The sequence below is a fragment of the Streptomyces boluensis genome, assembly GCF_009908195.1.
GTDB lineage: Bacteria > Actinomycetota > Actinomycetes > Streptomycetales > Streptomycetaceae > Streptomyces > Streptomyces boluensis.
Window position 1 is genome coordinate 1 of the sequence record NZ_JAAAHS010000097.1, and the last position, 22,191, is coordinate 22,191.

21 protein-coding genes are annotated in these 22,191 nt (G+C 70.7%); 8 read left to right on the top strand and 13 right to left on the bottom strand.

The genetic code is table 11. The features are described 5' to 3' along the window. The first annotated feature begins 91 nt into the window (after window positions 1-91). Window positions 92-928, top strand: coding sequence for an inositol monophosphatase family protein (locus tag GUY60_RS14945; protein ID WP_161697884.1), 837 nt, complete (start codon window positions 92-94; stop codon window positions 926-928). Here the strand turns inward: GUY60_RS14945 and GUY60_RS14950 are convergent. Beyond that, window positions 864-1,475: a S1 domain-containing protein gene (locus GUY60_RS14950; protein WP_161697886.1), complete on the bottom strand. Its 612-nt coding sequence runs from the start codon at window positions 1,473-1,475 to the stop codon at window positions 864-866. The two genes, GUY60_RS14945 and GUY60_RS14950, sit on opposite strands and share 65 nt — an antisense overlap. Window positions 1,476-1,620: 145 nt before the next feature. On the opposite strand from GUY60_RS14950, the gene GUY60_RS14955 reads away from it, so the two are divergent. Together GUY60_RS14955 and GUY60_RS14960 are read left to right on the top strand one after the other, a co-directional pair. Beyond that, window positions 1,621-3,048 carry a phytoene desaturase family protein gene (locus GUY60_RS14955; RefSeq protein WP_187370021.1) on the top strand — a complete coding sequence of 476 codons (1,428 nt, stop codon included), beginning with the start codon at window positions 1,621-1,623 and terminating at the stop codon, window positions 3,046-3,048. A 75-nt stretch (window positions 3,049-3,123) separates the two neighbouring features. Beyond that, window positions 3,124-3,636 carry an O-acetyl-ADP-ribose deacetylase gene (locus tag GUY60_RS14960; RefSeq protein ID WP_161697890.1) on the top strand — a complete coding sequence of 171 codons (513 nt, stop codon included), beginning with the start codon at window positions 3,124-3,126 and terminating at the stop codon, window positions 3,634-3,636. A 63-nt stretch (window positions 3,637-3,699) separates the two neighbouring features. Here GUY60_RS14960 and GUY60_RS14965 read toward each other — a convergent pair whose 3' ends face one another. Beyond that, window positions 3,700-4,374 (bottom strand): XRE family transcriptional regulator, encoded by a 675-nt coding sequence (locus GUY60_RS14965; RefSeq protein WP_161697892.1) that lies wholly within the window; start codon window positions 4,372-4,374, stop codon window positions 3,700-3,702. 300 nt (window positions 4,375-4,674) lie between these two features. Between GUY60_RS14965 and GUY60_RS14970 the strand changes: the two genes are divergently transcribed. The 3 genes from GUY60_RS14970 to GUY60_RS14980 all read left to right on the top strand — a co-directional run bounded on the left by GUY60_RS14970 (window position 4,675) and on the right by GUY60_RS14980 (window position 8,319). Next, window positions 4,675-6,120: an NCS2 family permease gene (locus tag GUY60_RS14970; protein WP_161697894.1), complete on the top strand. Its 1,446-nt coding sequence runs from the start codon at window positions 4,675-4,677 to the stop codon at window positions 6,118-6,120. Between the two features lie 152 nt (window positions 6,121-6,272). Continuing rightward, window positions 6,273-7,784: an AlkA N-terminal domain-containing protein gene (locus GUY60_RS14975; protein ID WP_161697896.1), complete on the top strand. Its 1,512-nt coding sequence runs from the start codon at window positions 6,273-6,275 to the stop codon at window positions 7,782-7,784. Window positions 7,785-7,794: 10 nt separating this feature from the next. After that, window positions 7,795-8,319, top strand: a complete 525-nt coding sequence (locus GUY60_RS14980) for a methylated-DNA--[protein]-cysteine S-methyltransferase (RefSeq protein ID WP_161697898.1) — start codon at window positions 7,795-7,797, stop codon at window positions 8,317-8,319. Between the two features lie 39 nt (window positions 8,320-8,358). On the opposite strand, the gene GUY60_RS14985 is transcribed toward GUY60_RS14980, so the two are convergent. From GUY60_RS14985 to GUY60_RS14995, 3 genes are read right to left on the bottom strand one after another with little or no spacing between them, the layout of a single operon-like run. Then, complete coding sequence (locus GUY60_RS14985; RefSeq protein WP_161697900.1) at window positions 8,359-9,090, bottom strand: SIR2 family NAD-dependent protein deacylase; 732 nt, start codon at window positions 9,088-9,090, stop codon at window positions 8,359-8,361. Between the two features lie 25 nt (window positions 9,091-9,115). Then, a complete protein-coding gene (locus GUY60_RS14990) occupies window positions 9,116-9,604 on the bottom strand; it encodes an NUDIX domain-containing protein (RefSeq protein ID WP_161697902.1) in 489 nt (162 codons plus the stop codon). A 10-nt stretch (window positions 9,605-9,614) separates the two neighbouring features. After that, window positions 9,615-10,724, bottom strand: a complete 1,110-nt coding sequence (locus GUY60_RS14995; RefSeq protein WP_161697904.1) for an ADP-ribosylglycohydrolase family protein — start codon at window positions 10,722-10,724, stop codon at window positions 9,615-9,617. Between the two features lie 109 nt (window positions 10,725-10,833). Between GUY60_RS14995 and GUY60_RS15000 the strand changes: the two genes are divergently transcribed. Together GUY60_RS15000 and GUY60_RS15005 are read left to right on the top strand one after the other, a co-directional pair. Then, on the top strand, window positions 10,834-11,046 hold the full coding sequence (locus GUY60_RS15000) for a hypothetical protein (RefSeq protein ID WP_161697906.1): 213 nt from the start codon (window positions 10,834-10,836) through the stop codon (window positions 11,044-11,046). Between the two features lie 247 nt (window positions 11,047-11,293). Beyond that, window positions 11,294-12,418 (top strand): glycerate kinase, encoded by a 1,125-nt coding sequence (locus tag GUY60_RS15005; RefSeq protein ID WP_161697923.1) that lies wholly within the window; start codon window positions 11,294-11,296, stop codon window positions 12,416-12,418. Between the two features lie 161 nt (window positions 12,419-12,579). Here the strand turns inward: GUY60_RS15005 and GUY60_RS15010 are convergent, their stop codons facing one another. The 8 genes from GUY60_RS15010 to ccrA form a co-directional block, all read right to left on the bottom strand. Further along, the gene (locus GUY60_RS15010) at window positions 12,580-13,815 is read right to left on the bottom strand and encodes an RsbRD N-terminal domain-containing protein (RefSeq protein WP_161697908.1); all 1,236 of its coding nucleotides are present in this window, start codon (window positions 13,813-13,815) and stop codon (window positions 12,580-12,582) included. Between the two features lie 160 nt (window positions 13,816-13,975). After that, a complete protein-coding gene (gene pssA, locus GUY60_RS15015; protein WP_161697910.1) occupies window positions 13,976-14,797 on the bottom strand; it encodes a CDP-diacylglycerol--serine O-phosphatidyltransferase in 822 nt (273 codons plus the stop codon). Between the two features lie 22 nt (window positions 14,798-14,819). After that, window positions 14,820-15,473 carry a phosphatidylserine decarboxylase gene (locus GUY60_RS15020; RefSeq protein WP_161697912.1) on the bottom strand — a complete coding sequence of 218 codons (654 nt, stop codon included), beginning with the start codon at window positions 15,471-15,473 and terminating at the stop codon, window positions 14,820-14,822. A 172-nt stretch (window positions 15,474-15,645) separates the two neighbouring features. Next, on the bottom strand, window positions 15,646-16,851 hold the full coding sequence (locus GUY60_RS15025) for an acyl-CoA dehydrogenase family protein (RefSeq protein ID WP_161697914.1): 1,206 nt from the start codon (window positions 16,849-16,851) through the stop codon (window positions 15,646-15,648). Window positions 16,852-16,853: 2 nt separating this feature from the next. After that, entirely contained in the window at window positions 16,854-17,384 is a 531-nt protein-coding gene (locus GUY60_RS15030) for a MaoC family dehydratase (RefSeq protein WP_161697916.1), read from the bottom strand. A 5-nt stretch (window positions 17,385-17,389) separates the two neighbouring features. Beyond that, window positions 17,390-18,355: an HpcH/HpaI aldolase/citrate lyase family protein gene (locus GUY60_RS15035; RefSeq protein ID WP_161697917.1), complete on the bottom strand. Its 966-nt coding sequence runs from the start codon at window positions 18,353-18,355 to the stop codon at window positions 17,390-17,392. After that, entirely contained in the window at window positions 18,352-20,400 is a 2,049-nt protein-coding gene (locus tag GUY60_RS15040) for an ethylmalonyl-CoA mutase (protein ID WP_161697919.1), read from the bottom strand. Before GUY60_RS15040 ends, GUY60_RS15035 begins: the two co-directional genes overlap by 4 nt. Before the next feature lie 22 nt (window positions 20,401-20,422). Then, complete coding sequence (ccrA, locus tag GUY60_RS15045) at window positions 20,423-21,760, bottom strand: crotonyl-CoA carboxylase/reductase (protein WP_161697921.1); 1,338 nt, start codon at window positions 21,758-21,760, stop codon at window positions 20,423-20,425. Window positions 21,761-22,191 lie beyond the last annotated feature (431 nt).

The following is a 22,191-nucleotide window of genomic DNA, read 5'->3' on the forward strand; positions in this document are numbered from 1 at the left end:
GGGCGGGGCATGGCCGAGCGTTCACCGCGATGACGGATGTTGTCCACAGGCCGGCCGGTGCTTGTCAGCGTCGCGTGGTTCGATGGGACACATGATCGAAGACCTCGAAGGCTTTCTGGAGACCGGCCTGACCGACGTCGAGGAGGCCATCCGCAAGGCGGCGGCCGCCGAGGTGATGCCACGCTTCCGGCAGCTCGCCGCGCACGAGATCGTCGAGAAGAACGGCCCGCACGACCTGGTCACCGTCGCCGACCGCCGCGCCGAGGAACACCTCACCGAGTCCCTGACGGCCCTGCTGCCCGGCTCTGTCGTGGTCGGCGAGGAGGGCGTGCACGCCGACCCGACGCGCCTGGACGCGCTGCGCGGCGACGCCCCCGTATGGATCGTCGACCCGGTCGACGGCACCCGGCAGTTCGTCCACGGCGACCCCGGCTTCTGCACCCTGGTCACGCTCGCCCACCGCGGCGAACTGCTCGCCTCGTGGACGTACGCTCCGGCGCTCGACGAGCTCGCCGTCGCCGTGCGCGGCCGGGGCGCACGTATCGGTGACACGGTGCTGCGGCCGGGTCCGCCCGAGCCCGGCCGTGACCTCGAAGTGGCCATGTCCCACCCGGACTTCACGACCGACGACCAGAAGCGCGCCCTCCTCGGGCTGAGCGTGGAGGGCGTGCACGGCCGCCCCTGCGGCTCGGCCGGACTTGAGTACGTGGCGATAGCGAAGGGCGAGGTCGACGCGGTCGCCTTCTCCTGGGAGAACTCCTGGGACCACGCGGCGGGCCTGCTCCTCGTCCAGGAGGCGGGCGGCACGCACGAGACGGTCGCGGGCGAGCCGTTCCGTATCGCGGGCGGGAACGCCCTGCCGTTCACGGCCGCGCGGGACGCGGCGACGGTGGAGCGGATCGTGGGGTTGCTGCGGGGCGGAGCCTGAGCCTGATCTGCGGGTTCGCGGCTCGTACGGTGACGACCTCGCACTCCACGCGGTCGCCCTCGCGCGGCCACTCCTCGACGTCGTACGACAGCTCGCCGATGTCGAGGAAGCCGGGCACGGACAGGCCCACGTCGACGAACAGCCCGGTCACGCCGCGCGGCCACGGCGCGCCGGTCACGGTGCCGGTCAGCACGGTGCCGTTGGGCAGCACCCCGCCTGTGTTCGGCACCTTGCACTGGCGGTACCAGCGCGCATGACTCCAGGCGCGGTCGAACTCCTCGTCCGTGACGGCCTGTACGGTCGCGCCCGGGGCGGGTGCGCCTGCCGCGAGCACGCCGTACACCTGCTCGTAGAGCTGCACCCCGAGGGTGCCGAAGTGCTCGCGGCAACCGGCCAGTTCGGCCCGGGACGCGGCCACGGTCGCGGGGCTCTCGGCGTGCGACGGGCCCGTGAACGACGCCTGCCGCGCCACCACGCCCGCCTCGTCCACCTCGAACCAGTCGTACGTGCCTGCCTGTGGGTCCGTGTGGTGTGTCCAGTGCGGCATCCGGCGAAGGCTACCGCCGGAGGCGTTGTCGGTGCCCCGGCTTATCCTGGGCAGCACCGGCCACACTGGTGCACGGAGTGACACGGAAGCAGCGGGAAGCGGTGGTCCGGTCACCGGCTGACAAAGGAGTCCGAAGGTGCCGTCGATGCTCGATGCCGTCGTCGTGGGTGCGGGGCCGAACGGACTGACCGCAGCCGTCGAGTTGGCCCGGCGCGGCTTCTCGGTGGCCGTGTTCGAGGCCAAGGGGACCGTCGGGGGCGGGGCGCGCACCGAGGAGCTCACCCTGCCGGGCTTCCGGCACGACCCCTGTTCCGCCGCCCACCCCCTGGGCATCAGCTCGCCCGCCTTCTCCCAACTCCCGCTCGGGCGGTACGGATTGGAGTGGCTGCACGCCCCGCTGCCGATGGCGCACCCCTTCCCCGACGGCACCGCGGCCGTGCTGTCCCGCTCCGTCGCCGAGACGGCCCTGTCGTTCGGCCCGCGCGATGCGGGTGCGTACCGACGCCTGGTGCAGCCCTTCCTCGGCAAGTGGGACACCCTCGTACGGGACTTCATGTCGCTGCCGTCCACCGCGCTGCCCCGCGACCCGGTCACCCTGGCCCGCTTCGGGCTCAGCGGGCTGCCGCCGTCGACCTGGCTGATGGCGCAGCGGTTCCGGGACGAGCGGGTGAAGGCGCTGTTCGCCGGGCTCGTCGCGCATGTCATCGCGCCGCTCGGCGGGATCGCGACCTCCGCCGTCGGCCTGGTCTTCGCGCTCGCCGCGCACGAGCGGGGCTGGCCGGTGGCGCGCGGCGGCTCCCAGTCGATCTCGGACGCGCTCGCCGCGTATCTGAAGGACCTCGGCGGCGCCGTGCACACCGACTACGAGGTGAAGCGTCTCGACGACCTGCCGCCCGCCCGCGCCTACGTCTTCGACACCTCGCCCTCGGCGCTCGCACGGATCGCGGACCTGGGCCGGGCGTACGACGGGTACCGGTACGGCGCGAGCGCGTTCAAGATCGACTATGCCCTGGACGGACCCGTGCCCTGGACCGCAGAGGAGCCGCGCCGCGCGGGCACCGTGCAGGTCGGCGCGAGCAAGGCGGAGATCGGCGCCGCGCTCGACGCAGCGTCCCGGCAGCGCCGCGCGCCCGACCGGCCGTTCCTGATCACCACTCAGCCGTCCATCGCCGACCCGAGCCGCGCACCCGAGGGCAAGCATGTGTTCTGGGCGTACGGCCATGTGCCGAACGGCTGGGAGGGCGACCTCACGGACGCCGTGGAGCGCCAGTTGGAGCGGTTCGCGCCCGGCTTCCGGGACCGGGTGCTCGCCCGCGCCACGGCCGGTCCGCCCCAACTGGCCGCGCGCAACGCCAACTACATCGGCGGGGACATCGCCTGCGGCGCCGCGTCCGGACTGCAGCTGCTGCTGCGCCCGAAGTTGTCGCTGTTCCCGTACAACACCCCGCACCCGGCGGTGTTCCTCTGTTCCTCGGCGACCCCGCCGGGTCCCGGAGTGCACGGCATGTCCGGGCACAACGCCGCGAAGGCGGTGTGGCGGCGGCTGCGGAGCATCAGCCCGTCCGGCACTTGAAGGGCGAGCGACGGTAACCGGGTCGCTCGACGGTGACCGGGGCGACGGCGCGGAACGTGTGCGCATCATGGACGTATGAGCACGCGCCTCACTCTCGTCCGGGGTGACATCACCCAGCAGTCCGTCGACGCCATCGTCAACGCCGCCAACTCCTCGCTCCTCGGCGGAGGCGGGGTCGACGGAGCCATCCACCGGCGCGGCGGCCCCGAGATTCTCGCCGCCTGCCGCGCCCTGCGTGCCTCGCACTACGGCAAGGGCCTGCGCACCGGCCAGGCCGTGGCCACGACCGCCGGGCGGCTCGACGCACGCTGGGTGATCCACACGGTCGGCCCGCGCTACTCCACGGACACCGACCGCTCCGGGCTCCTCGCCTCCTGCTACCGCGAATCGCTGCGCGTCGCCGACGAGTTGGGGGCCCGAACCGTCGCGTTCCCCGCCGTCTCCGCCGGGATCTACGGCTGGCCGCCGGCCGACGCGGCGCGGATCGCCGTCGAGACGGTGCGGGCGACGGAGACGGCGGTCGAGGAGATCAGGTTCGTGCTCTTCGATGCGCGGGCCTACGACGCGTTCGCCGCGCAGGTGGGCTGACGGAGGCGAGGCCGTCCCGGCCGCCGACACCGCGAACTCCACCGCGAACGCGACCTCCGCCCCCTACCCCTCCAGCCTCTCCCAGAAGTGGTCCACGATGTTGGTGAGGTAGAGCTGACCCGCCTCGCCCGCCGCCGAGTTGGCGCTGGCCCGCATCAGGGTCGCGGCCATCAGGGTCTGGTACTCGTCGTGCATGCCGCGCAGCGCTTCCTTCAGCTCGCGGCGGTCTCTGGAGATGAGTTTGGCGATCTCCTTGATGTGGGCCTGCCAGCGGGTGGAGACCGCCTCGGTGAGCAGTCGTGCCAGCTCCTCGTCCAGGCCCGTGACGGCGATCAGGTCGCGTGAGGCCAGGCCGAGGACGCTGCCGAGCTTCGCGGACTGCTGCGCGTCGCCGCTCCAGCGGCCCTCGGCCTCCATCTGGTAGTAGGCCTCGCGCGACAGGCCGGTGGCGTCGGCGATGTCGTCCGCGGCGATACCGCGGGCGAGGCGGTGTTCGTGCAGCGTGCGCGGTCGGCCCATGAGCTCGCCGGGAGCACACCACAGCGCCCCGGCCAGCGCGTTGAGCTCATGCGCGGTGGGAGCGGCGACGCCCCGTTCCCACGCGCTGATGTGGTCGGGGGTGATGTGGGTCATTCCGTACGAAGCGCTCATGCCGTACGCGACGTGACCGGGCGCCATCCCGAGTTTCTCGCGCAAGGTCCGGGCGGCACGCGCGTTGAAGGGGATCGGTGGGTGCACGGACAGAGAGTAGGCACTCACGGACGGCGACAGTGGGGGGAGCTGTCGCCTGCGTCCGGATTTGGTGGAGTAGATCCACAGCGATTCTGTAGGAAACGACAGATTGATCATCAAGCCGGTAGCTCCGGTAACTGACGGACTTCTCATCGGAATTGAGAACTCCGTCACGCCGCGTATGATCCACCCCCGAGGTGCCGCATGTACGTTCGCACTACGACCAGTCATGCGCATGTGGCGAAGCCCCAAAGCACCTGACCGCCCCTCACTCCCGTCATACGCGCAGGTCCAGGAGACGTAGTCATGCAGACCAGCACGAAGGGCTCGACCGGTACGCCGCCCGTAAGATCCGGCGGACCGCTCGACCGGTTCTTCCTCATCAGCGAGCGAGGCTCGACGTTCGGCCGCGAGATACGCGGCGGAATCGCCACGTTCTTCACCATGGCGTACATCCTGGTGTTGAACCCGATCATCCTCGGCAGCGCCAAGGACAAGTTCGGCGATCAGCTCGATCCCGCTCAACTCGCCACCGCCACCACGCTGGTGGCGGCGATGATGACGATCATCATGGGCTTCGGCGGTAACCTTCCGCTCGCCCTCGCCGCGGGCCTCGGCCTCAACGCGGTCGTCGCGTTCCAGATCGCCCCGCTGATGTCCTGGGACGACGCGATGGGCCTGGTGGTCCTCGAAGGTCTGCTGATCTGCGTCCTGGTGATGACCGGTCTGCGACAGGCCGTCATGCACGCCATCCCGCAGGCACTCAAGCAGGCCATCAGCGTCGGCATCGGCCTGTTCATCGCGTTCATCGGCTTCGTCGACGCCGGTTTCGTCACCCGTGTCCCGGACGCCGCCAACAGCACCGTCCCCGTGCAGCTCGGCTCCGGCACCCTCGTCGGCTGGCCGATGCTGGTGTTCTGCCTCGGTGTGCTCCTGACCGTCGTGCTCCTGGCCCGCAAGGTCACCGGCGCGATCCTCATCAGCATCGCGGTGATGACCGTCCTCGCGCTGGTCATCAACTCCGTCGCCGACATCAAGTCCTGGGGCCTGATCTCCCCGTCGCTGCCCGACAACCCGGTCGCGGCACCGGACTTCGGGCTGCTCGGCGACTTCGACCTCATCGGGTCGTTCGAGCAGGTCAGCGTGCTGACCGTGGTCCTGCTCATCTTCACGCTGATCCTTTCGGACTTCTTCGACACGATGGGCACCGTCGTCGGCGTCACCGCCGAGGCCGGACTCCTCGACGAGCGCGGCCAGGTCCCGGACATCGGCCGCGTGCTGCTCATCGACGGCGCGGCCGCGGTCGCCGGTGGTGCCGCTTCGGCCTCGTCCGCCACCACGTACGTCGAGTCCGCCGCAGGCGTCGGCGAAGGTGCGCGCACCGGCTTCGCCAGCGTGATCACCGGTGGCCTTTTCGCCGCCGCGCTTTTCCTCACGCCGGTCCTGACGATCGTCCCGCTGCAGGCCGCGTCGCCCGCTCTGGTCGCGGTCGGGTTCCTGATGATGACGCAGGTCAAGCACATCGACTGGGAGCGGTACGAGCTCGCCATCCCGGCCTTCCTCACCATCGCCGTGATGCCGATGACGTACTCCATCACCAACGGCATCGGCGCCGGCTTCGTCTCGTACGTGGTCATCAAGGCCTGCCTGGGCAAGGCCCGCGAGGTGCACTGGCTGCTGTGGGGCACCGCGGCGCTGTTCCTGGTCTACTTCGCGATCGACCCGCTGGAGCAGATCCTCGGCCTGAAGTAGCGCGGCGGCGGCCGCCGTCGGCCCTTGAGCGCCCGCGTCCCTCCCGGACGCGGGCGCTCTGCCGTACCGGGCGTGGGCCACCCGCAGGCAGTCCAAGGTCGATGTCGGATTCTCGCCAGCCGAAGCGGGGTCCGGTCGGTGAAGCTGTACGCATGCACACCGACACCGAGAGCTGTGTACGCGCGGTCCGGGCGAAGGACGCGCGGTTCGACGGCGTGTTCTTCACGGCCGTCGTGACCACCGGGATCTACTGCCGTCCGAGCTGCCCGGTCGTGCCGCCCAAGCCGCGGAACATGCGGTTCTACCCGAGCGCCGCCGCCTGCCAGCAGGCCGGGTTCCGGGCCTGCAAGCGGTGCCGCCCCGACACCACACCGGGCTCACCGCAGTGGAACCACCGCGCCGACCTGGTGGCCCGCGCGATGCGCCTCGTCGCCGACGGCGTCGTCGACCGCGAGGGCGTCACTGGACTCGCCGCCCGCCTCGGCTACAGCGCCCGGCAGGTCGAACGGCAGCTCCTCGCCGAACTCGGCGCGGGCCCGCTCGCCCTGGCCCGCGCCCAGCGCGCGCAGACCGCCCGCATCCTGATCGAGACCACCGAACTGCCCATGGCCGAGCTGGCGTTCGCCGCCGGCTTCGCCTCGATCCGCACCTTCAACGACACCGTCCGCGAGGTGTACGCCCTCGCCCCCGGCGAACTGCGCGCCCGAGCCGCGCGCAGCGCTGACAGCGCGCACAACGCCCACACCGCCCACAGCGCCCGTACGGAGCCGGGCACCCCCGGAGTCCTCTCCCTCCGCCTGCCGTTCCGTGCCCCGCTCGACCCGAGCAACCTCTTCGGCCACCTCGCCGCGACCGCGGTCCCCGGCGTCGAGGAGTGGCGCGACGGCGCGTACCGGCGCACCCTCCGCCTCCCGTACGGGCACGGCGTCGTCGCCCTCACGCCCGCCGCCGACCACATCGGCTGCCGGCTCGCCCTCACCGACCAGCGCGACCTGACCGTGGCGATCAGCCGCTGCCGCCGCCTCCTCGACCTGGACGCCGACCCGGTCGCCGTCGACGCCCAGTTGCGCACCGACGAACTCCTCGCCCCGCTGGTCGACCGGGCGCCGGGCCGCCGGGTGCCGCGCACCGTCGACGAGGCGGAGTTCGCGGTGCGCGCGGTCCTCGGCCAGCAGGTGTCCACGGCCGCGGCCCGTACCCACGCGGCCCGTCTGGTCGCCGCGCACGGTGCGCCCGTCGACGACCCCGAGGGCGGCCTGACCCACCTCTTCCCGGCACCCGAGGAGCTCGCCGCGCTCGACCCCGAGTCCCTCGCCCTGCCCCGCAGCCGCCGCACCACACTCACCACGCTGATCGCTCAACTCGCCGACGGCAGCCTCAAGTTGGGCGTCGACAGTGACTGGGAAGAGGCGCGCGCCAGGCTGCGCGCACTGCCCGGCTTCGGCCCGTGGACCGTCGAGGTGATCGCGATGCGCGCCCTCGGTGACCCGGACGCGTTCCTCCCCGGCGACCTCGGCGTCCGCCGCGCCGCCGAGGGCCTCGGCCTGCCCGCCACCCCGGCCGCGCTCACCGCACGGGCCGCGGCGTGGCGCCCCTGGCGGGCGTACGCGGTCCAGTACCTGTGGGCCACGGACGCCCACCCCATCAACCACCTCCCGGTGTAAGGACATTGACATGCGTACTCACGGAACGACCCGGCAGCACACCGTCGTCGACAGCCCTTACGGGTCGCTCACGCTGGTCGCCACCGGCGGCGCGCTGTCCGGCCTCTACATGACGGACCAGCGCCACCGGCCGCCCGAGGAGAGTTTCGGGGAGCGCGTACCGCCCGAGGAGGAGCCCTTCGCCGAGACGGTGCGCCAACTCGTCGAGTACTTCGCGGGCGAGCGCACCGACTTCGAGCTCCCCCTGCACCTGAACGGCACGCCCTTCCAACGCGAGGTCTGGGACGGCCTGTTGCGCATCCCGTACGGCGAGACCCGTACGTACGGCGAACTGGCCGCGGACCTCGGCCGCCCCCAGGCCTCCCGCGCGGTCGGCCTCGCCAACGGCAAGAACCCCATCGGCATCGTCGTCCCCTGCCACCGAGTCGTCGGCGCGAACGGCAGCCTCACGGGGTACGGAGGCGGCCTCGACCGGAAGCGGCGGCTCCTTGACCTGGAGACGGGCGGGGCGGAGGCGGTGGAGGCGCTGTTCTGAGCGACCGGAGTCGACGGTACGGAGCGTGGTCCGGAACCGCTACGCCCCCGCCACCCGCGCCAACAACGCCGGCAGCGCCGTCCCGATAGGCTCCCGCACCACCTCCGCCGCCAGCGCGTCGTACGGCGTCTCCTCCGCGTTGACGATGATCAGCCGCGCCCCGTGCTCCGCCGCGAGCCCCACCAGGGACGCGGCGGGCTGCACCTGGAGGCTCGTGCCGACCGCGAGGAACAGGTCGCAGGCCTTCGCCACGGCGAGGGCCTCGCCCAGTACCTCCGGGTCGAGCCGCTCACCGAACATCACCGTCGCCGACTTCAGGATGCCGCCGCACACCAGGCACTCCGGATCCGGCTCCCCGGCCTCCACCCGGGCCAGCGCCTCCGCCATCGACGAGCGCGCACCGCAGCCGACGCACACCACCGACCGTGCGGTGCCGTGCAGTTCGAGCACCTTGCGCTCGGGCAGCCCGGCGAGCTGGTGCAGCCCGTCGACGTTCTGCGTGATCACCCGCACCGGAACCCCGGACCGTTCGAGGTCGGCGATCGCGCGATGCGCCGCGTTCGGCTCGGCGTGCAGGGTGCGGTTGGCGCGCCGCATCTGCCACGACCGCCGCCGGATCTCCGGATCGGAGACGTACGCCTCGTACTCGACGAGCTTCTGCGCCTCCGGGTCCCGCCGCCACAGCCCCTGCGGGCCGCGGTAGTCGGGAATGCCGGAGTCGGTGGAGATCCCGGCCCCGCTGAGGACCGCGACGAGAGGCAGCTGACTCATGCGGCGAGGGTACGCGCGCGCCGTGTCACCGCGCGGGCAGGCCGTCGACCAGCTCCGCGGGCCCCGCGCCCGACTCCAGGGTGTCGAGCGCCGCCCGTACGCGCAGGATCAGCCACGGCGGTCCGTACGCGTCGAGTTCGGCCGCCGGGACCAGGCGCCAGGAGTCCAGCTCCTCCTCCTGGAGCACGATCGCGTCCAACTGCTCCTGCGACAGCACACCGCCGTCGTACAGGTACGAGGCGATCGGCGGGCGGTCCGCGCCGGAGACCCAGTCGATGGCGAGCAGGCGGCCGGGCGGCACGTCGAGGCCGATCTCCTCGACCGTCTCGCGGCGGGCGGCGGCGCGCGGGGTCTCGCCGTCGTCCGACTCGATGGTCCCGCCGGGCAGGGCCCAGCCGTCGCGGTAGTTGGGTTCGAGGATCAGCACCCGGCCCCCGGCGTCGCGGAAGAGCACGGCGGCACCGGCGAGGATCTTGGGCAGGCCCGCGATGTACGCGGCGAAGTCGACAGTCACGCCGACGAGCTTAGGCGAGCGACTCGACCGCTCCCGGCCCCGATGCCCGCGCCAACACCACGGTCTCCTCCGCGAGTTCACTGATCCGCGCCCCGTCCCGCCCGAACACCGCGCTGCGTACCCGGTCGCGCAGCGGCGTCACCCACTGCGGCGGCAGCGCGGCCGCCCCGCACCGCACGCCCGCGACGGCACCGGCCGTGGCGCCGTTGGAGTCGGTGTCGAGCCCGGCGCGCACGGTGAGGGCGACGGTACGGGTGAAGTCGTCGTCCCCGTACAGGAGTCCGGCCGTGATGACCGCGGCGTTCGGGACGCTGTGGATCCAGCTGAGCCCGGCCGTCTCCCGCTCGACCAGGTCCAGGGTGTCCGACCAGGGCACGTCCGCCGCGTGCAGAGCGAGGACGCGGCGTACGGAGCGGGCGAGGCGACAGCTCGCCGGGATCACGGCGAGGGCCTCGCCGAGTGCGGCCCGCGGATCCGGCGCGGTGAACGCCGCCGACACCAGCGCCGCCGCCCACATCGCCCCGTACACCCCGTTCCCGGTGTGCGAGAGCACCGCGTCCTTGTGGGCCAGGGCGGCGGCACGGCGCGGCATCCCGGGCCGGGTCAGGCCGAAGATGTCGGCGCGGATGAGGGCGCCGATCCACTCCTGGTACGGGTTGTCGCGGGTCGCGGTGAGCGGCGGCCGGAGCCCGTCGACGAGATTGCGGTACGCGACCCGCTCGGCGGTGAACGTCTGCCGGTACGGCAGCCGCCGCAGCCACAACTCCCCGACCTGCTCGGTACTGAAGCCGAAGCCGTGCCCGGTCAGCAGGTCGAGGCCGAGGATCGTGTAGTCGATGTCGTCGTCCCGGCAGCTCCCGTCGATCCGCCCGCGTACGCAGTCACGCCACTCGGGCCGCAGATCGGCGGCGTCGCCGGGGTCGGCCGGCTCGGGCAGGTAGTCGGTGAGCGGCAGCGCGTCGGCCCGCCGCAGGTAGCGGTCGATGCGCGGACGCGTCCAGGTCTCGCCCTGCTCGACCGGCTTGCCGAGCATGTTGCCCGCGATCCGGCCGAGCCAGCCGCCGTGGATCCGGTCGACGAGCACCCCGTCCGGCACGGGGACGCCCACATCAGGGGTCATACGTCTGGTCTACCGAAATTCGGGCGAGGTCGCGCGGCCAACTCGCGCCAATGTTACGGAGCGTGAGATCTTCTGGAGGCTGTCGACCGGTTCAAGCCCTGGAGAGCCCATGAAACGCCGTACGACCGTACTGACCGCCGCCGTCCTGGGAGCACTCTCCGTAACCGTGCCCGCCCAAGCCGCCGAGGGCGGAGTCACTCTGGTGCGCACCGGCGACATCGACCTCCTGGAGGACGTGTTGGAGCACATCAGCGTGTCGGACGGGCGGGGCGGCCGGACGGTGCACCAGATGTACGACTCGAAGGCGGGCGCCGCCGGTTGACCCCCTGGGCGGAGGCTGATCGATCATTTCCGTACGCCTCCCGCCCCGCTATACACCGAAATAGGGCAGCTTTACGGCAGGCCGAGCCGTCTCGTCGTACGGGCGGCCATGGGCATGGGGCCCCACCTGGGGTTAGGGTCGCAGCGGCGCGACTGCCTTGACGTGAGCAAGGCCCGGAAAGCAAGGGGAACCCAAGGTGGCGGACGCTGCAGCGACGGCGGCGACGGAGCGCGCACGCGCGCGACGTGTGCTGATTGCCGCGGACAAGTTCAAGGGATCGCTGACGGCCGTGCAGGTCGCCGAGCGAGTCACGGCCGGCCTGCGCAAGGCCGACCCCGACGTGAGCGTCGAGGCGCTGCCCGTCGCGGACGGCGGCGACGGCACGGTCGCGGCCGCGGTCGCGGGCGGCTTCGAGCGCCGCGAGGTGACGGTGACCGGCCCGCTCGGCGCCCAGGTCACCGCCGCGTACGCGCTGCGCGGCGACACGGCCGTGGTGGAGATGGCCGAGGCCTCCGGCCTCCAGCTGCTGCCCGACGGCGTCTTCGCCGCGCTCACCGCGACCACGTACGGCTCCGGCGAACTGCTGCGCGCCGCCCTCGACGCGGGTGCCCGCACCATCGTCTTCGGCGTCGGCGGCAGCGCGACCACGGACGGTGGCGCGGGCATGCTGGCCGCGCTCGGCGCGAAGTTCCTCGACGAGGACGGCGAGCCGGTCGCCCCCGGCGGCGGCCCGCTGCGCGAGCTCGCCTCGGCCGACCTGTCGGGCATCGACCCGCGCTTCGCCGAGGTCGACCTGGTCCTCGCCAGCGACGTCGACAACCCGCTCACCGGCCCCAAGGGCGCCCCGGCGGTGTACGGCCCGCAGAAGGGCGCGTCCCCCGAGGACGTGCAGACCCTGGACGCGGCCCTCGCCCACTTCGCTGTCGTCCTGGAGAAGGCCGTCGGCCCCAAGGCCGCCGAGCACGCCAAGGCGCCCGGCGCGGGCGCGGCGGGCGGCATCGGGTACGGCGCCCTTGTCGCCCTCGGCGCCCGCTTCCGCCCCGGCATCGACGTGATGCTCGACGTCCTGGGCTTCGCCCCGGCGCTGGCCCGCGCCGACCTGGTGATCACCGGCGAGGGTTCCCTCGACGAGCAGACCCTGCACGGCAAGGCCCCGGCGGGCGTCGCCGCGGCGGCCCGCGCGGCGGGCGTCGAGGTCATCGCGGTCTGCGGCCGGCTCCAGCTCTCCGAGCAGGCGCTGACGGACGCGGGCATCGCGCGCGCGTACCCGCTGACCTCGGTCGAGCCGGACGTCGCGAAGTGCATCGCCGAGGCCGGGCCGATTCTGGAGCGGGTGGGGGAGCGGATCGGCCAGGAGCTGTTGCTGGGCTGACGGGAGCCGAAGTCGCCTGGTGGCGCTGCGGAATCAGCCCGTCTGGGGGCACCTCCCGGCCGAAGGCTGGGGGAGCTTGAGGACGAGCCCGGAGGGCGATCTCGGGGTCTGGGGCGGAGCTCCAGGACGGGGGCCCGGGGGCGGGCCCCCGTGACGGTAAGTCACCCTTGCGTCAACCTGTGCGCGTCCAGCGCCAGCGTCATCTCCGTGAGGTCACGCGGCCGCGACAGCGACCGGGACGTGAGCCGCTCCAGGCGCCGCAGCCGGTTGAAGACCGTGTTGCGGTGGCAGTAGAGCCGCCCGGCCGCCCGCCCCGCGGACCCCTCGCAGGCCAGCCACGTCTCCAGGGTCCGCAGCAGTACGGACCGCTCCGCCGGGCCGAGTTCGAGGAGCGGGTCGAAGACGTCGGCGACGAGGAGCCGGGCCAGTTCCGGCTGGCCCGCGACCAGGGCCGTGGACATCCGCCGGTCCAGGCGGACGACGCCGGTCGCGTCCGGCGGGCAGGTGCGCAGGGCGAGTTCGGCGAGGCGGCGGGCCTGGCCGAGCCGGCTGAGGCCGGTCACGACGGGGCTGATCCCGCCGGGTCCGGGGCAGCCTCCGTCGAGCAGGTCGGCCAGCGGGTCAAGCCCGGTCCCGGCGGCGAGCACGGCGACGCCCAGGTCGCGGTCGGCACGCGGCCGCCACACGCACCGGACGCCGGGGCCCTGGACGAGGCGGTGGCACGGCTCGCGCCGCTCGCGCGGTCCGACCCGCACTGCCACGACCGCGTACCGCCCGTGCTCCGGCAGGTCGAGGCCCGCCGCGGCGCGGGCGGGGGCTGAGGCGAGGCCGGGCGCGCTGTCGATGTCACTGTCGCTCTCGCTGTCGAGGAGCGCGTCGAGCAGGGCGTGCGGGCGCTCGTCGGTGTGGCGGTGCGGCTCGGACTCGGCGGCCAGGTACGCCCCGTACGCCCGGGACACCGTGTCCGTCTGCTCGTCGACCACCGACCACACTGTCGTCGCCGAGCGCATCAGGGCGACGAGCCGCGCGCGCGGCTGCCCGGCGGCCGCCTCCTGGAGACGCTCCCAGACCAGCTGTCCGGCCTGCCGGTACGCGTGCACCAACAGGTCGAGCGGCAGCCCCTGCCCGGCCCGGCGGCGGCCGAGCATTTCCGCGTACGCCAGATCCCGCCGAGGCGCGGCGCCCGGCGCCCGGACCGCCTCGATCCCGGTCCGCATCGCCTCGTGGGCCTCCCGCCGGTGCTGCTCGGCCGGGATGAGCCGGCCGTACGCCGCAGAGTGCGCGGCGAGGCGCCGTAAGTGTGCGTCGACCAGCTCGGGGAGGTGGTCGAGGAGCGTGCCGCAGGCCGCGGCGAGCACCGTCCGGTCCCGTGCCCTGCGAGGTCCGCGCTCAGCCATGGGGTGGAGGATGCCACCGCTCTCCCGCCGGCGGCAGGCCTCCGGCAGCTCTCCGGCGCGCGAGGTTGCGCGGCGTACGGCAGCGTCCGTGTGCGGGCATGCGAGAGGGGCCGGAACCCTTTGTGGGTTCCGGCCCCTCTCGGTGACGTCGAGCGAGGAGCTACGGCAGCTGTGCCGCGCGGGCCTCGCGCCGGTTGTCACGGAAGTTGTTCACCTTGCGCGCCGTCGCGAACAGCGGGATGACCGCGCCGAGCACGAGCTGCAGCGCGCAGCCCGTCTGAAGCAGCAGCTGGCCGCCGGGGGCGTCGAACGCCCAGGCCGCGAGCAGCCCCATGCTCAGGACGATCCACGACAGCATCGCCACGGCGAGGCGGCCGCGCGGCTTCGGATACTCGACCCGGCTCACCATCAGCCAGGCGGTGCCGATGATCGCGAGGAGCGTCGCCACGAAGGGCAGCTCCAGGAGCACGATCGACACGACCGTCAGCGCACCGAACGGCGAGGGCATGCCCTGGAAGGTGCCGTCCTTCACGGTGACGCACGAGAATCTCGCAAGCCTCAGCACCACCGCCAGGAGCACCACGATCGCGCCCACCGCCGCGACCCGCTGGTGCACGGTGTTGTCGGCGACCATGCCGTACACGAGCACGAAGTACGCGGGCGCCAGACCGAAGCTGATCAGGTCGGAGAGGTTGTCCAGCTCCGCCCCCATCGGGGACGACCGCAGCTTGCGCGCCACGAGCCCGTCGAACAGGTCGAAGACCGCCGCGCACAGCATGAGGATCACCGCGGTGGCGGCGCTGTTACGGGCCATGCCCGTCTCGTCGCTGCCGGTGAGGTGCGGGATCAGGATGCCGGTGGTGGTGAAGTACACCGCCATGAACCCGCAGGTGGCGTTGCCCAGAGTGAGGGTGTCCGCTATCGAGAGCCGCATGGACAGCGGCATCTCTTCTTCCGCGTCCTCCTCTGCGGCCTCAGGCACCCATCCGGCCTGTGTCTCAGGATCAATCACGGTCAATGCGAGTCACTCCAGCCACGGTCTTCTGACCGACCTCGACATCCACGTCGACGCCCTCGGGGAGGTAGATGTCGACGCGCGAGCCGAAGCGGATCAGGCCGATCCGCTCGCCCTGCTCCACCTTCGTGCCCTGCGGGACGTAGGGAACGATGCGCCGGGCCACGGCGCCGGCGATCTGCACCATCTCGATGTCACCGAGCTCGGTGTCGAAGTGCCAGACAACGCGTTCGTTGTTCTCGCTCTCCTTGTTGAACGCCGGGACGAACCCGCCGGGGATGTGCTCCACGGACGTCACCGTGCCCGCGAGGGGCGCGCGGTTGACGTGGACGTTCAGCGGGCTCATGAAGATCGCGACGCGGGTGCGTCCGTCCTTCCACGGCATGATGCTCTGCACCACGCCGTCGGCCGGGGAGATGACCCGGCCTTGGGCGATCTCGCGCTCCGGGTCGCGGAAGAACCACAGCATGCCGGCCGCGAGCGCGGTGGCGGGCACGGCCACGGCCTTGGCGGCGCCGGAGCGTCGCGCACAGGCCAGGCTGAGTGCCGCGGTGGCGACGGTCGGCAGGAGCCACGGCGATGCTCCGCGAGCAAGGCGTCCCTTGAGGATGCCGTCGCGTGGTGCAGTTTGGCTGTGGGGCATTGATGACCTTCGTAGCGGATGATGCCGCGCAAGTGACGGGGGGACGGCGGCTTTTCCGGGGATGCTATCGGTTGCGAGCCGCAACTGGGCAAGCCAGGAAGCCGAGTCGGCCGCCGAAGAGTGCTGACGGGGTGTGATCTTCCTCCTGAAGAAAACACCCCAAAAGGGATTTTCAGCCCTGGAATCGATACTCTTCGAGCAGTCGACGACCAATGATCATTTTCTGGATCTCGGCGGTACCTTCGCCGATCAGCAGCATCGGGGCCTCCCGGTAGAGGCGCTCGATCTCGTACTCCTTCGAGAACCCGTATCCGCCATGGATACGGAACGCGTCCTCCACGACTTCTTTGCAGTATTCGGACGCGAGGTACTTCGCCATCCCTGCTTCCAGGTCGTTTCGCTCCCCGGAGTCCTTTTTGCGTGCTGCGTTCACCATCATCGCATGCGCGGCTTCGACCTTGGTGGCCATCTCGGCCAGCTTGAACTGAATTGCCTGGTGCTGAGCGATCGCCTTGCCGAAAGTGTGGCGCTGTTGGGCATATGAGACACCCAACTCAAATGCACGCTGCGCAACTCCGCAGCCACGCGCAGCTACGTTCACGCGGCCGACTTCGACGCCGTCCATCATTTGGTAAAACCCTCGGCCGGTGGTCCCACCGAGTACGCGATTGGCCGGAATGCGCAGGTCCTGCATGATCAGTTCAGTGGTGTCCACCCCCTTGTAACCCATTTTGTCGATCTTGCCGGGAATGGTGAGTCCGGGACGCACCTCACCGAATCCGGATTCCTTCTCGACGAGGAACGTCGTCATCGACTTGTGCGGGGCAGTGCCCTCAGGGTGGCCTTCGTCACTGCGACAGAGAACGGCCACCAGAGTCGACGTACCGCCGTTCGTCAGCCACATCTTCTGGCCGTTCAGGACGTACTCGTCGCCGTCCTTGACGCCCTTCGACGTGATCGCCGACACATCGGAGCCGAGGCCCGGTTCGGACATCGAGAAGGCGCCGCGCGTCTCGCCGGCCGCCATCCGCGGCAGGAAGTGGTCCTTCTGCTCCTGGGTGCCGTGCTGCTTGAGCATGTACGCCACGATGAAGTGGGTGTTGATGATGCCGGAGACCGACATCCAGCCGCGCGCGATCTCCTCCACACACAGGGCGTACGTGAGCAGCGACTCGCCCAGACCGCCGTACTCCTCGGGGATCATCAGGCCGAAGAGGCCCAACTCCTTGAGGCCGTCCACGATCTGCTGCGGGTACTCGTCCCGGTGCTCGAGCTCCGTCGCGACCGGAATGATCTCCTTGTCGACGAAGTCCCGGACGGTGGAGAGGATCTCCTGCTGGACATCGGTCAGTCCGGCGGTCTGTGCGAGTCGGCTCATGGCTACTTCTTCTCCTGCGTCTTCTTCGGCGTTTCCACCAGCTCCGGGCGGCCGGGCTGCTCGCCGCCGCGCTCCTTGATGTACGTCTCGGTCGGGACCATCACCTTGCGGCGGAAGACACAGACGAGCGTGCCGTCCTGCTTGTAGCCCTTGGTCTCCACGTAGACGATTCCGCGGTCGTTCTTCGACTTCGAGGGCGTCTTGTCGAGGACCGTCGTCTCGCCGTAGATGGTGTCGCCGTGGAAGGTCGGTGCCACGTGCTTCAGCGACTCGATCTCCAGGTTGGCGATGGCCTTGCCGGAGACGTCCGGCACGGACATGCCGAGAAGCAGCGAGTAGATGTAGTTCCCGACGACGACGTTCTTGCCGAAGTCCGTCGTCTTCTCCGCATAGTTGGTGTCCATGTGGAGCGGGTGGTGGTTCATCGTGAGAAGGCAGAAGAGGTGGTCGTCGTACTCCGTGACCGTCTTCCCGGGCCAGTGCTTGTAGACCGCCCCGACCTCGAACTCCTCGTAGGTGCGTCCGAACTGCATCGCGCTCAGGCCTCCGGGATCTCGAACTTGGTGGTGCGCTGCATTCCGGCGGCCCGGCCCTTGCCGGAGATGACGAGCGCCATCTTGCGGCTGGCCTCGTCGATCATCTCGTCGCCGAGCATCGCGGAGCCCTTCTTGCCGCCGGCCTCGGAGGTGCAGTAGTCGTACGCGTCGAGGATCAGCTCGGCGTGGTCGTAGTCCTCCTGCGACGGCGAGAAGATCTCGTTGGACGCCTCGACCTGGCCGGGGTGAAGGACCCACTTGCCGTCGAAGCCGAGCGCGGCGGCACGGCCCGCGACCTCGCGGTAGCCGTCGACGTTGCGGATCTGCAGGTAAGGGCCGTCGATCGCCTGGAGGTTGTTGGCGCGGGCGGCCATCAGGATCTTCATCAGGATGTAGTGGTAGGCGTCGGCCGGGTAGCCGGGCGGCTGCTCGCCGACGACCAGGGTCTTCATGTTGATGGACGCCATGAAGTCGGCCGGGCCGAAGATGATCGTCTCGGTGCGCGCGGAGGCCTGCGCGATCTCGTTGACGTTGTTGAGGCCCTGGGCGTTCTCGATCTGCGCCTCGATGCCGATCTTGCCGACCTCGAAGCCCATGGTCTTCTCGATCTGCGTGAGCAGCAGGTCGAGGGCGACGATCTGCTGGGCGTCCTGCACCTTCGGCAGCATGATGCAGTCGAGGTTCTGGCCCGCGCCCTCGACGACGGTGACGACGTCGCGGTAAGTCCACTCGGTGGTCCAGTCGTTGACGCGCACGACGCGCGTCTTGCCGGTCCAGTCACCCTCGTTGAGGAACTTCACGATGGTGTGCCGGGCCTCGGGCTTGGCCAGCGGGGCGCAGGCGTCCTCCAGGTCCAGGAAGACCTGGTCGGCCGGCAGGCCCTGGGCCTTCTCCAGGAAGCGGGGGTTGCTTCCCGGCACCGCGAGACACGAGCGGCGCGGGCGCAGGCGGTTGATGGGCGCGGTCATGCGGGGACCTCCAGAGGGTCGAGCTTGTTCGCTAGCCGGATCTCGTCGACGATACGGCCGATGATCTCCGTGATGCCGAAGTCCTTGGGGGTGAAGACGGCGGCGACTCCCGCCCGCTTCAGGTCCTCGGCGTCGGCGTTGGGGATGATGCCGCCGACGATCACGGGGATGTCGGTGGCGCCCGCCTCGCGAAGGCGGTCGAGCACGTCCGGCACGAGCTCGGCGTGCGACCCGGAGAGGATCGACAGGCCGACGCAGTGCACGTCCTCGGCGAGCGCGGCGGACACGATCTGCTCAGGGGTGAGCCGGATGCCCTGGTAGACCACCTCGAACCCGGCGTCGCGGGCCCGCACGGCGATCTGTTCGGCACCGTTGGAGTGCCCGTCGAGCCCCGGCTTGCCGACCAACAGGCGGAGCTTGCCGCCGAGTTCGTCCCCGGTGCGGCGGACCTTCTCGCGGACGAGCGCGAGCGGCGTGCCCTCTTCGGCGGTCACCGCGACCGGCGCCGACGACACCCCGGTGGGCGCCCGGAACTCCCCGAACACCTCACGCAGCGCCTGTGACCACTCGCCGGTCGTGACCCCGGCGCGGGCGCACTCGAGGGTGGCCTCCATCAGGTTGTCCGTGCCGGCGGCCGCCTCCTTCAGGCGCTCGATGGCCTGTCGGGTGGTCGGGAAGTGGAACGGGTCGCCCAGGCCCTGCCGGTCGCTGGACTCCTGACGCGTGGTGCGCCAGTCGCCGATGGCCCGGATGACCTTCGCCTCGACCGCGTGGTCGACGGTCATGATCGCGGCGTCCAGGTCGGCGGTGAGCGGGTTGGGCTCGGTCGACTCGTAGATGTTGACGCCGACGATCTTCTCCTCGCCGCCCTCGATCCGGGCCCGCCGCTCGGCGTGCGAGGAGACGAGCTGCGACTTGAGGTAGCCCGACTCGACGGCGGCCATCGCGCCGCCCATCTCCTGGATCCGGTCGATCTCGGCGAGGGACTCGGCGACCAGCGCGTCGACCTTCTTCTCGATGACGTGCGAGCCCGCGAAGATGTCCTCGTACTCCAACAGGTCGCTCTCGTGGGCGAGAACCTGCTGTATACGGAGCGACCACTGCTGGTCCCACGGCCTCGGGAGGCCCAACGCCTCGTTCCAGGCGGGGAGTTGGACGGCACGGGCGCGCGCGTCCTTGGAGAGGGTCACGGCCAGCATCTCGAGCACGATCCGCTGGACGTTGTTCTCCGGCTGGGCTTCCGTCAGGCCCAGGGAGTTGACCTGGACGCCGTACCGGAAGCGGCGCTGCTTCGCGTTCTCGATGCCGTACCGCTCGCGCGTGATCTGGTCCCAGATCCGCCCGAAAGCCCGCATCTTGCACATCTCCTCGATGAAGCGGACACCCGCGTTCACGAAGAAGGAGATGCGAGCCACGACGTCCCCGAACTTCTCCTCGGGGACCTGCCCGGAGTCGCGTACGGCATCGAGAACAGCGATGGCGGTGGACATCGCGTACGCGATCTCCTGGACCGGTGTGGCCCCCGCCTCCTGGAGGTGGTAGCTGCAGATGTTGATCGGGTTCCACTTCGGCATGTTCGCCACCGTGTACGCGATCATGTCGGTCGTCAGGCGGAGCGAGGGGCCCGGCGGGAACACATGGGTGCCCCGGGACAGGTACTCCTTGACGATGTCGTTCTGGGTCGTGCCCTGGAGCTGCGTGATGTCCGCGCCCTGCTCCTCCGCGACGACCTGGTAGAGCGCCAGAAGCCACATGGCGGTGGCGTTGATGGTCATCGAGGTGTTCATCTGCTCCAGGGGGATGTCCTGGAACAGGCGTCGCATGTCACCGAGATGGGAGACCGGTACGCCGACCCGGCCGACCTCGCCGCGGGCGAGGATGTGGTCCGGGTCGTAGCCGGTCTGGGTCGGCAGGTCGAAGGCGACCGACAGACCTGTCTGGCCCTTGGCGAGGTTGCGCCGGTACAGCTCGTTGGACGCCTCGGCCGTGGAGTGACCGGCGTACGTGCGCATGAGCCACGGCCGGTCCTTCTGACGCTCAGTCATCTGCTGCTGCTCCCCCGGGAGTTCAGATGTTCCGGAAGCGATTGATGGCGTCGATGTGCTGGGCGCGCTTCTCGTGGTCGCGCACCCCCAGACCCTCCTCGGGCGAGAGCGCGAGGACGCCGACCTTGCCCTGGTGGAGGTTGCGGTGCACGTCGTACGCGGCCTGGCCGGTCTCCTCCAGGGAGTAGACCTTGGAGAGCGTGGGGTGGATCTTGCCCTTGGCGATCAGGCGGTTGGCCTCCCACGCCTCGCGGTAGTTGGCGAAGTGCGAGCCGATGATCCGCTTCAGCGACATCCACAGGTAGCGGTTGTCGTACTCGTGGTTGTAGCCCGAGGTCGAGGCGCAGGTGACGATCGTGCCGCCCTTGCGGGTGACGTACACGGAGGCGCCGAAGGTCTCGCGGCCCGGGTGCTCGAAGACGATGTCGACGTCCTCGCCGCCGGTGAGCTCACGGATGCGCTTGCCGAACCGCTTCCACTCGCGCGGGTCCTGGTTGTGCTCGTCCTTCCAGAACTTGTAGCCCTCGGCGTTGCGGTCGATGACCGCCTCGGCGCCCATGGCCCGGCAGATGTCGGCCTTCTCGGGGGAGGAGACGACACAGATCGGGTTGGCGCCACCGGCGAGCGCGAACTGGGTGGCGTACGAGCCGAGTCCGCCGCTCGCGCCCCAGATCAGGACGTTGTCGCCCTGCTTCATGCCGGCGCCGTTGCGGGAGACCAGCTGGCGGTACGCGGTGGAGTTCACCAGGCCGGGCGAGGCGGCCTCTTCCCAGCTCAGGTGGTCCGGCTTCGGCATCAGCTGGTTGGACTTGACGAGCGCGATCTCGGCGAGGCCGCCGAAGTTGGTCTCGAAGCCCCAGATGCGCTGCTCCGGGTCGAGCATCGTGTCGTTGTGGCCGTCGGACGACTCCAGCTCCACGCTGAGGCAGTGCGCGACGACCTCGTCACCGGGGTTCCAGGCGTTCACGCCGGGGCCGGTGCGCAGCACGACGCCCGCGAGGTCGGAGCCGATGACGTGGTACGGCAGGTCGTGGCGCTTGCTGAGCTCGCTGAGCCTGCCGTAGCGCTCCAGGAAGCCGAAGGTCGACACCGGCTCGAAGATCGAGGTCCACACGGAGTTGTAGTTGACCGAGCTGGCCATGACGGCGACCAGGGCCTCGCCGGGGCCGAGCTCCGGCACCGGCACGTCGTCCAGGTGGAGCGACTTGCGCGGGTCCTTGGCGCGGCTCTCGAGCCCGGCGAACATCTCCTGCTCGTCCTTGTGGACGGTGATCGCGCGGTACGAGTCGGGCAGCTGCATGGCGGCGAAGTCGGCGGACGTGGCGGTCTGCGACTGGATCGCTTCCAGGATTTCCTTCACGGGGGTTTCCTCCGGCGAAAAGCGTGCGTTGCGGGAACGCTTTTGAGGGGCGGCGGGGCGGTGAAGCGGTGCGATGAGTGGTGCCGTCGGTTCGGCGGAGGTGGTGGTGCTCGGCGAGCGCCTGGTGGGCGCGGGAGGTGCCTGTGACGCAGGCGTCCGGGCGGGCGCGAAGCCCCGTAAGGAGCTTGCTGGGACAGCCGGCGTACGGAGGATCTCTATACGCCGGCCGCCCGGACTGACTTCAACGTATGACACGCCGTGCCAGTGCACAAGGCACTCGGTGCCATGACTTTCTCTCAGTTGTCAGAGAGCCGCTTCATTTGAGCGATGATCGATCATCGCAGGTCAGAAGGGGTGCGGAAGGGGGCGTACGACGAAGGCGCCGGGTGAACTGATCGATCAGTTCACCCGGCGCCTTCGCATCACGGGGG

Bases quoted from the DNA above. Each gene is read 5' to 3' on its own strand.
- GUY60_RS14945 (WP_161697884.1), top strand. From the start codon at position 92: ATGATCGAAGACCTCGAAGGCTTTCTGGAGACCGGCCTGACCGACGTC.
- GUY60_RS14950 (WP_161697886.1), bottom strand. From the start codon at position 1,475: ATGCCGCACTGGACACACCACACGGACCCACAGGCAGGCACGTACGAC.
- GUY60_RS14955 (WP_187370021.1), top strand. From the start codon at position 1,621: ATGCTCGATGCCGTCGTCGTGGGTGCGGGGCCGAACGGACTGACCGCA.
- GUY60_RS14960 (WP_161697890.1), top strand. From the start codon at position 3,124: ATGAGCACGCGCCTCACTCTCGTCCGGGGTGACATCACCCAGCAGTCC.
- GUY60_RS14970 (WP_161697894.1), top strand. From the start codon at position 4,675: ATGCAGACCAGCACGAAGGGCTCGACCGGTACGCCGCCCGTAAGATCC.
- GUY60_RS14975 (WP_161697896.1), top strand. From the start codon at position 6,273: ATGCACACCGACACCGAGAGCTGTGTACGCGCGGTCCGGGCGAAGGAC.
- GUY60_RS14980 (WP_161697898.1), top strand. From the start codon at position 7,795: ATGCGTACTCACGGAACGACCCGGCAGCACACCGTCGTCGACAGCCCT.
- GUY60_RS14985 (WP_161697900.1), bottom strand. From the start codon at position 9,090: ATGAGTCAGCTGCCTCTCGTCGCGGTCCTCAGCGGGGCCGGGATCTCC.
- GUY60_RS14995 (WP_161697904.1), bottom strand. From the start codon at position 10,724: ATGACCCCTGATGTGGGCGTCCCCGTGCCGGACGGGGTGCTCGTCGAC.
- GUY60_RS15000 (WP_161697906.1), top strand. From the start codon at position 10,834: ATGAAACGCCGTACGACCGTACTGACCGCCGCCGTCCTGGGAGCACTC.
- GUY60_RS15010 (WP_161697908.1), bottom strand. From the start codon at position 13,815: ATGGCTGAGCGCGGACCTCGCAGGGCACGGGACCGGACGGTGCTCGCC.
- GUY60_RS15020 (WP_161697912.1), bottom strand. From the start codon at position 15,473: ATGCCCCACAGCCAAACTGCACCACGCGACGGCATCCTCAAGGGACGC.
- GUY60_RS15025 (WP_161697914.1), bottom strand. From the start codon at position 16,851: ATGAGCCGACTCGCACAGACCGCCGGACTGACCGATGTCCAGCAGGAG.
- GUY60_RS15030 (WP_161697916.1), bottom strand. From the start codon at position 17,384: ATGCAGTTCGGACGCACCTACGAGGAGTTCGAGGTCGGGGCGGTCTAC.
- GUY60_RS15035 (WP_161697917.1), bottom strand. From the start codon at position 18,355: ATGACCGCGCCCATCAACCGCCTGCGCCCGCGCCGCTCGTGTCTCGCG.
- GUY60_RS15040 (WP_161697919.1), bottom strand. From the start codon at position 20,400: ATGACTGAGCGTCAGAAGGACCGGCCGTGGCTCATGCGCACGTACGCC.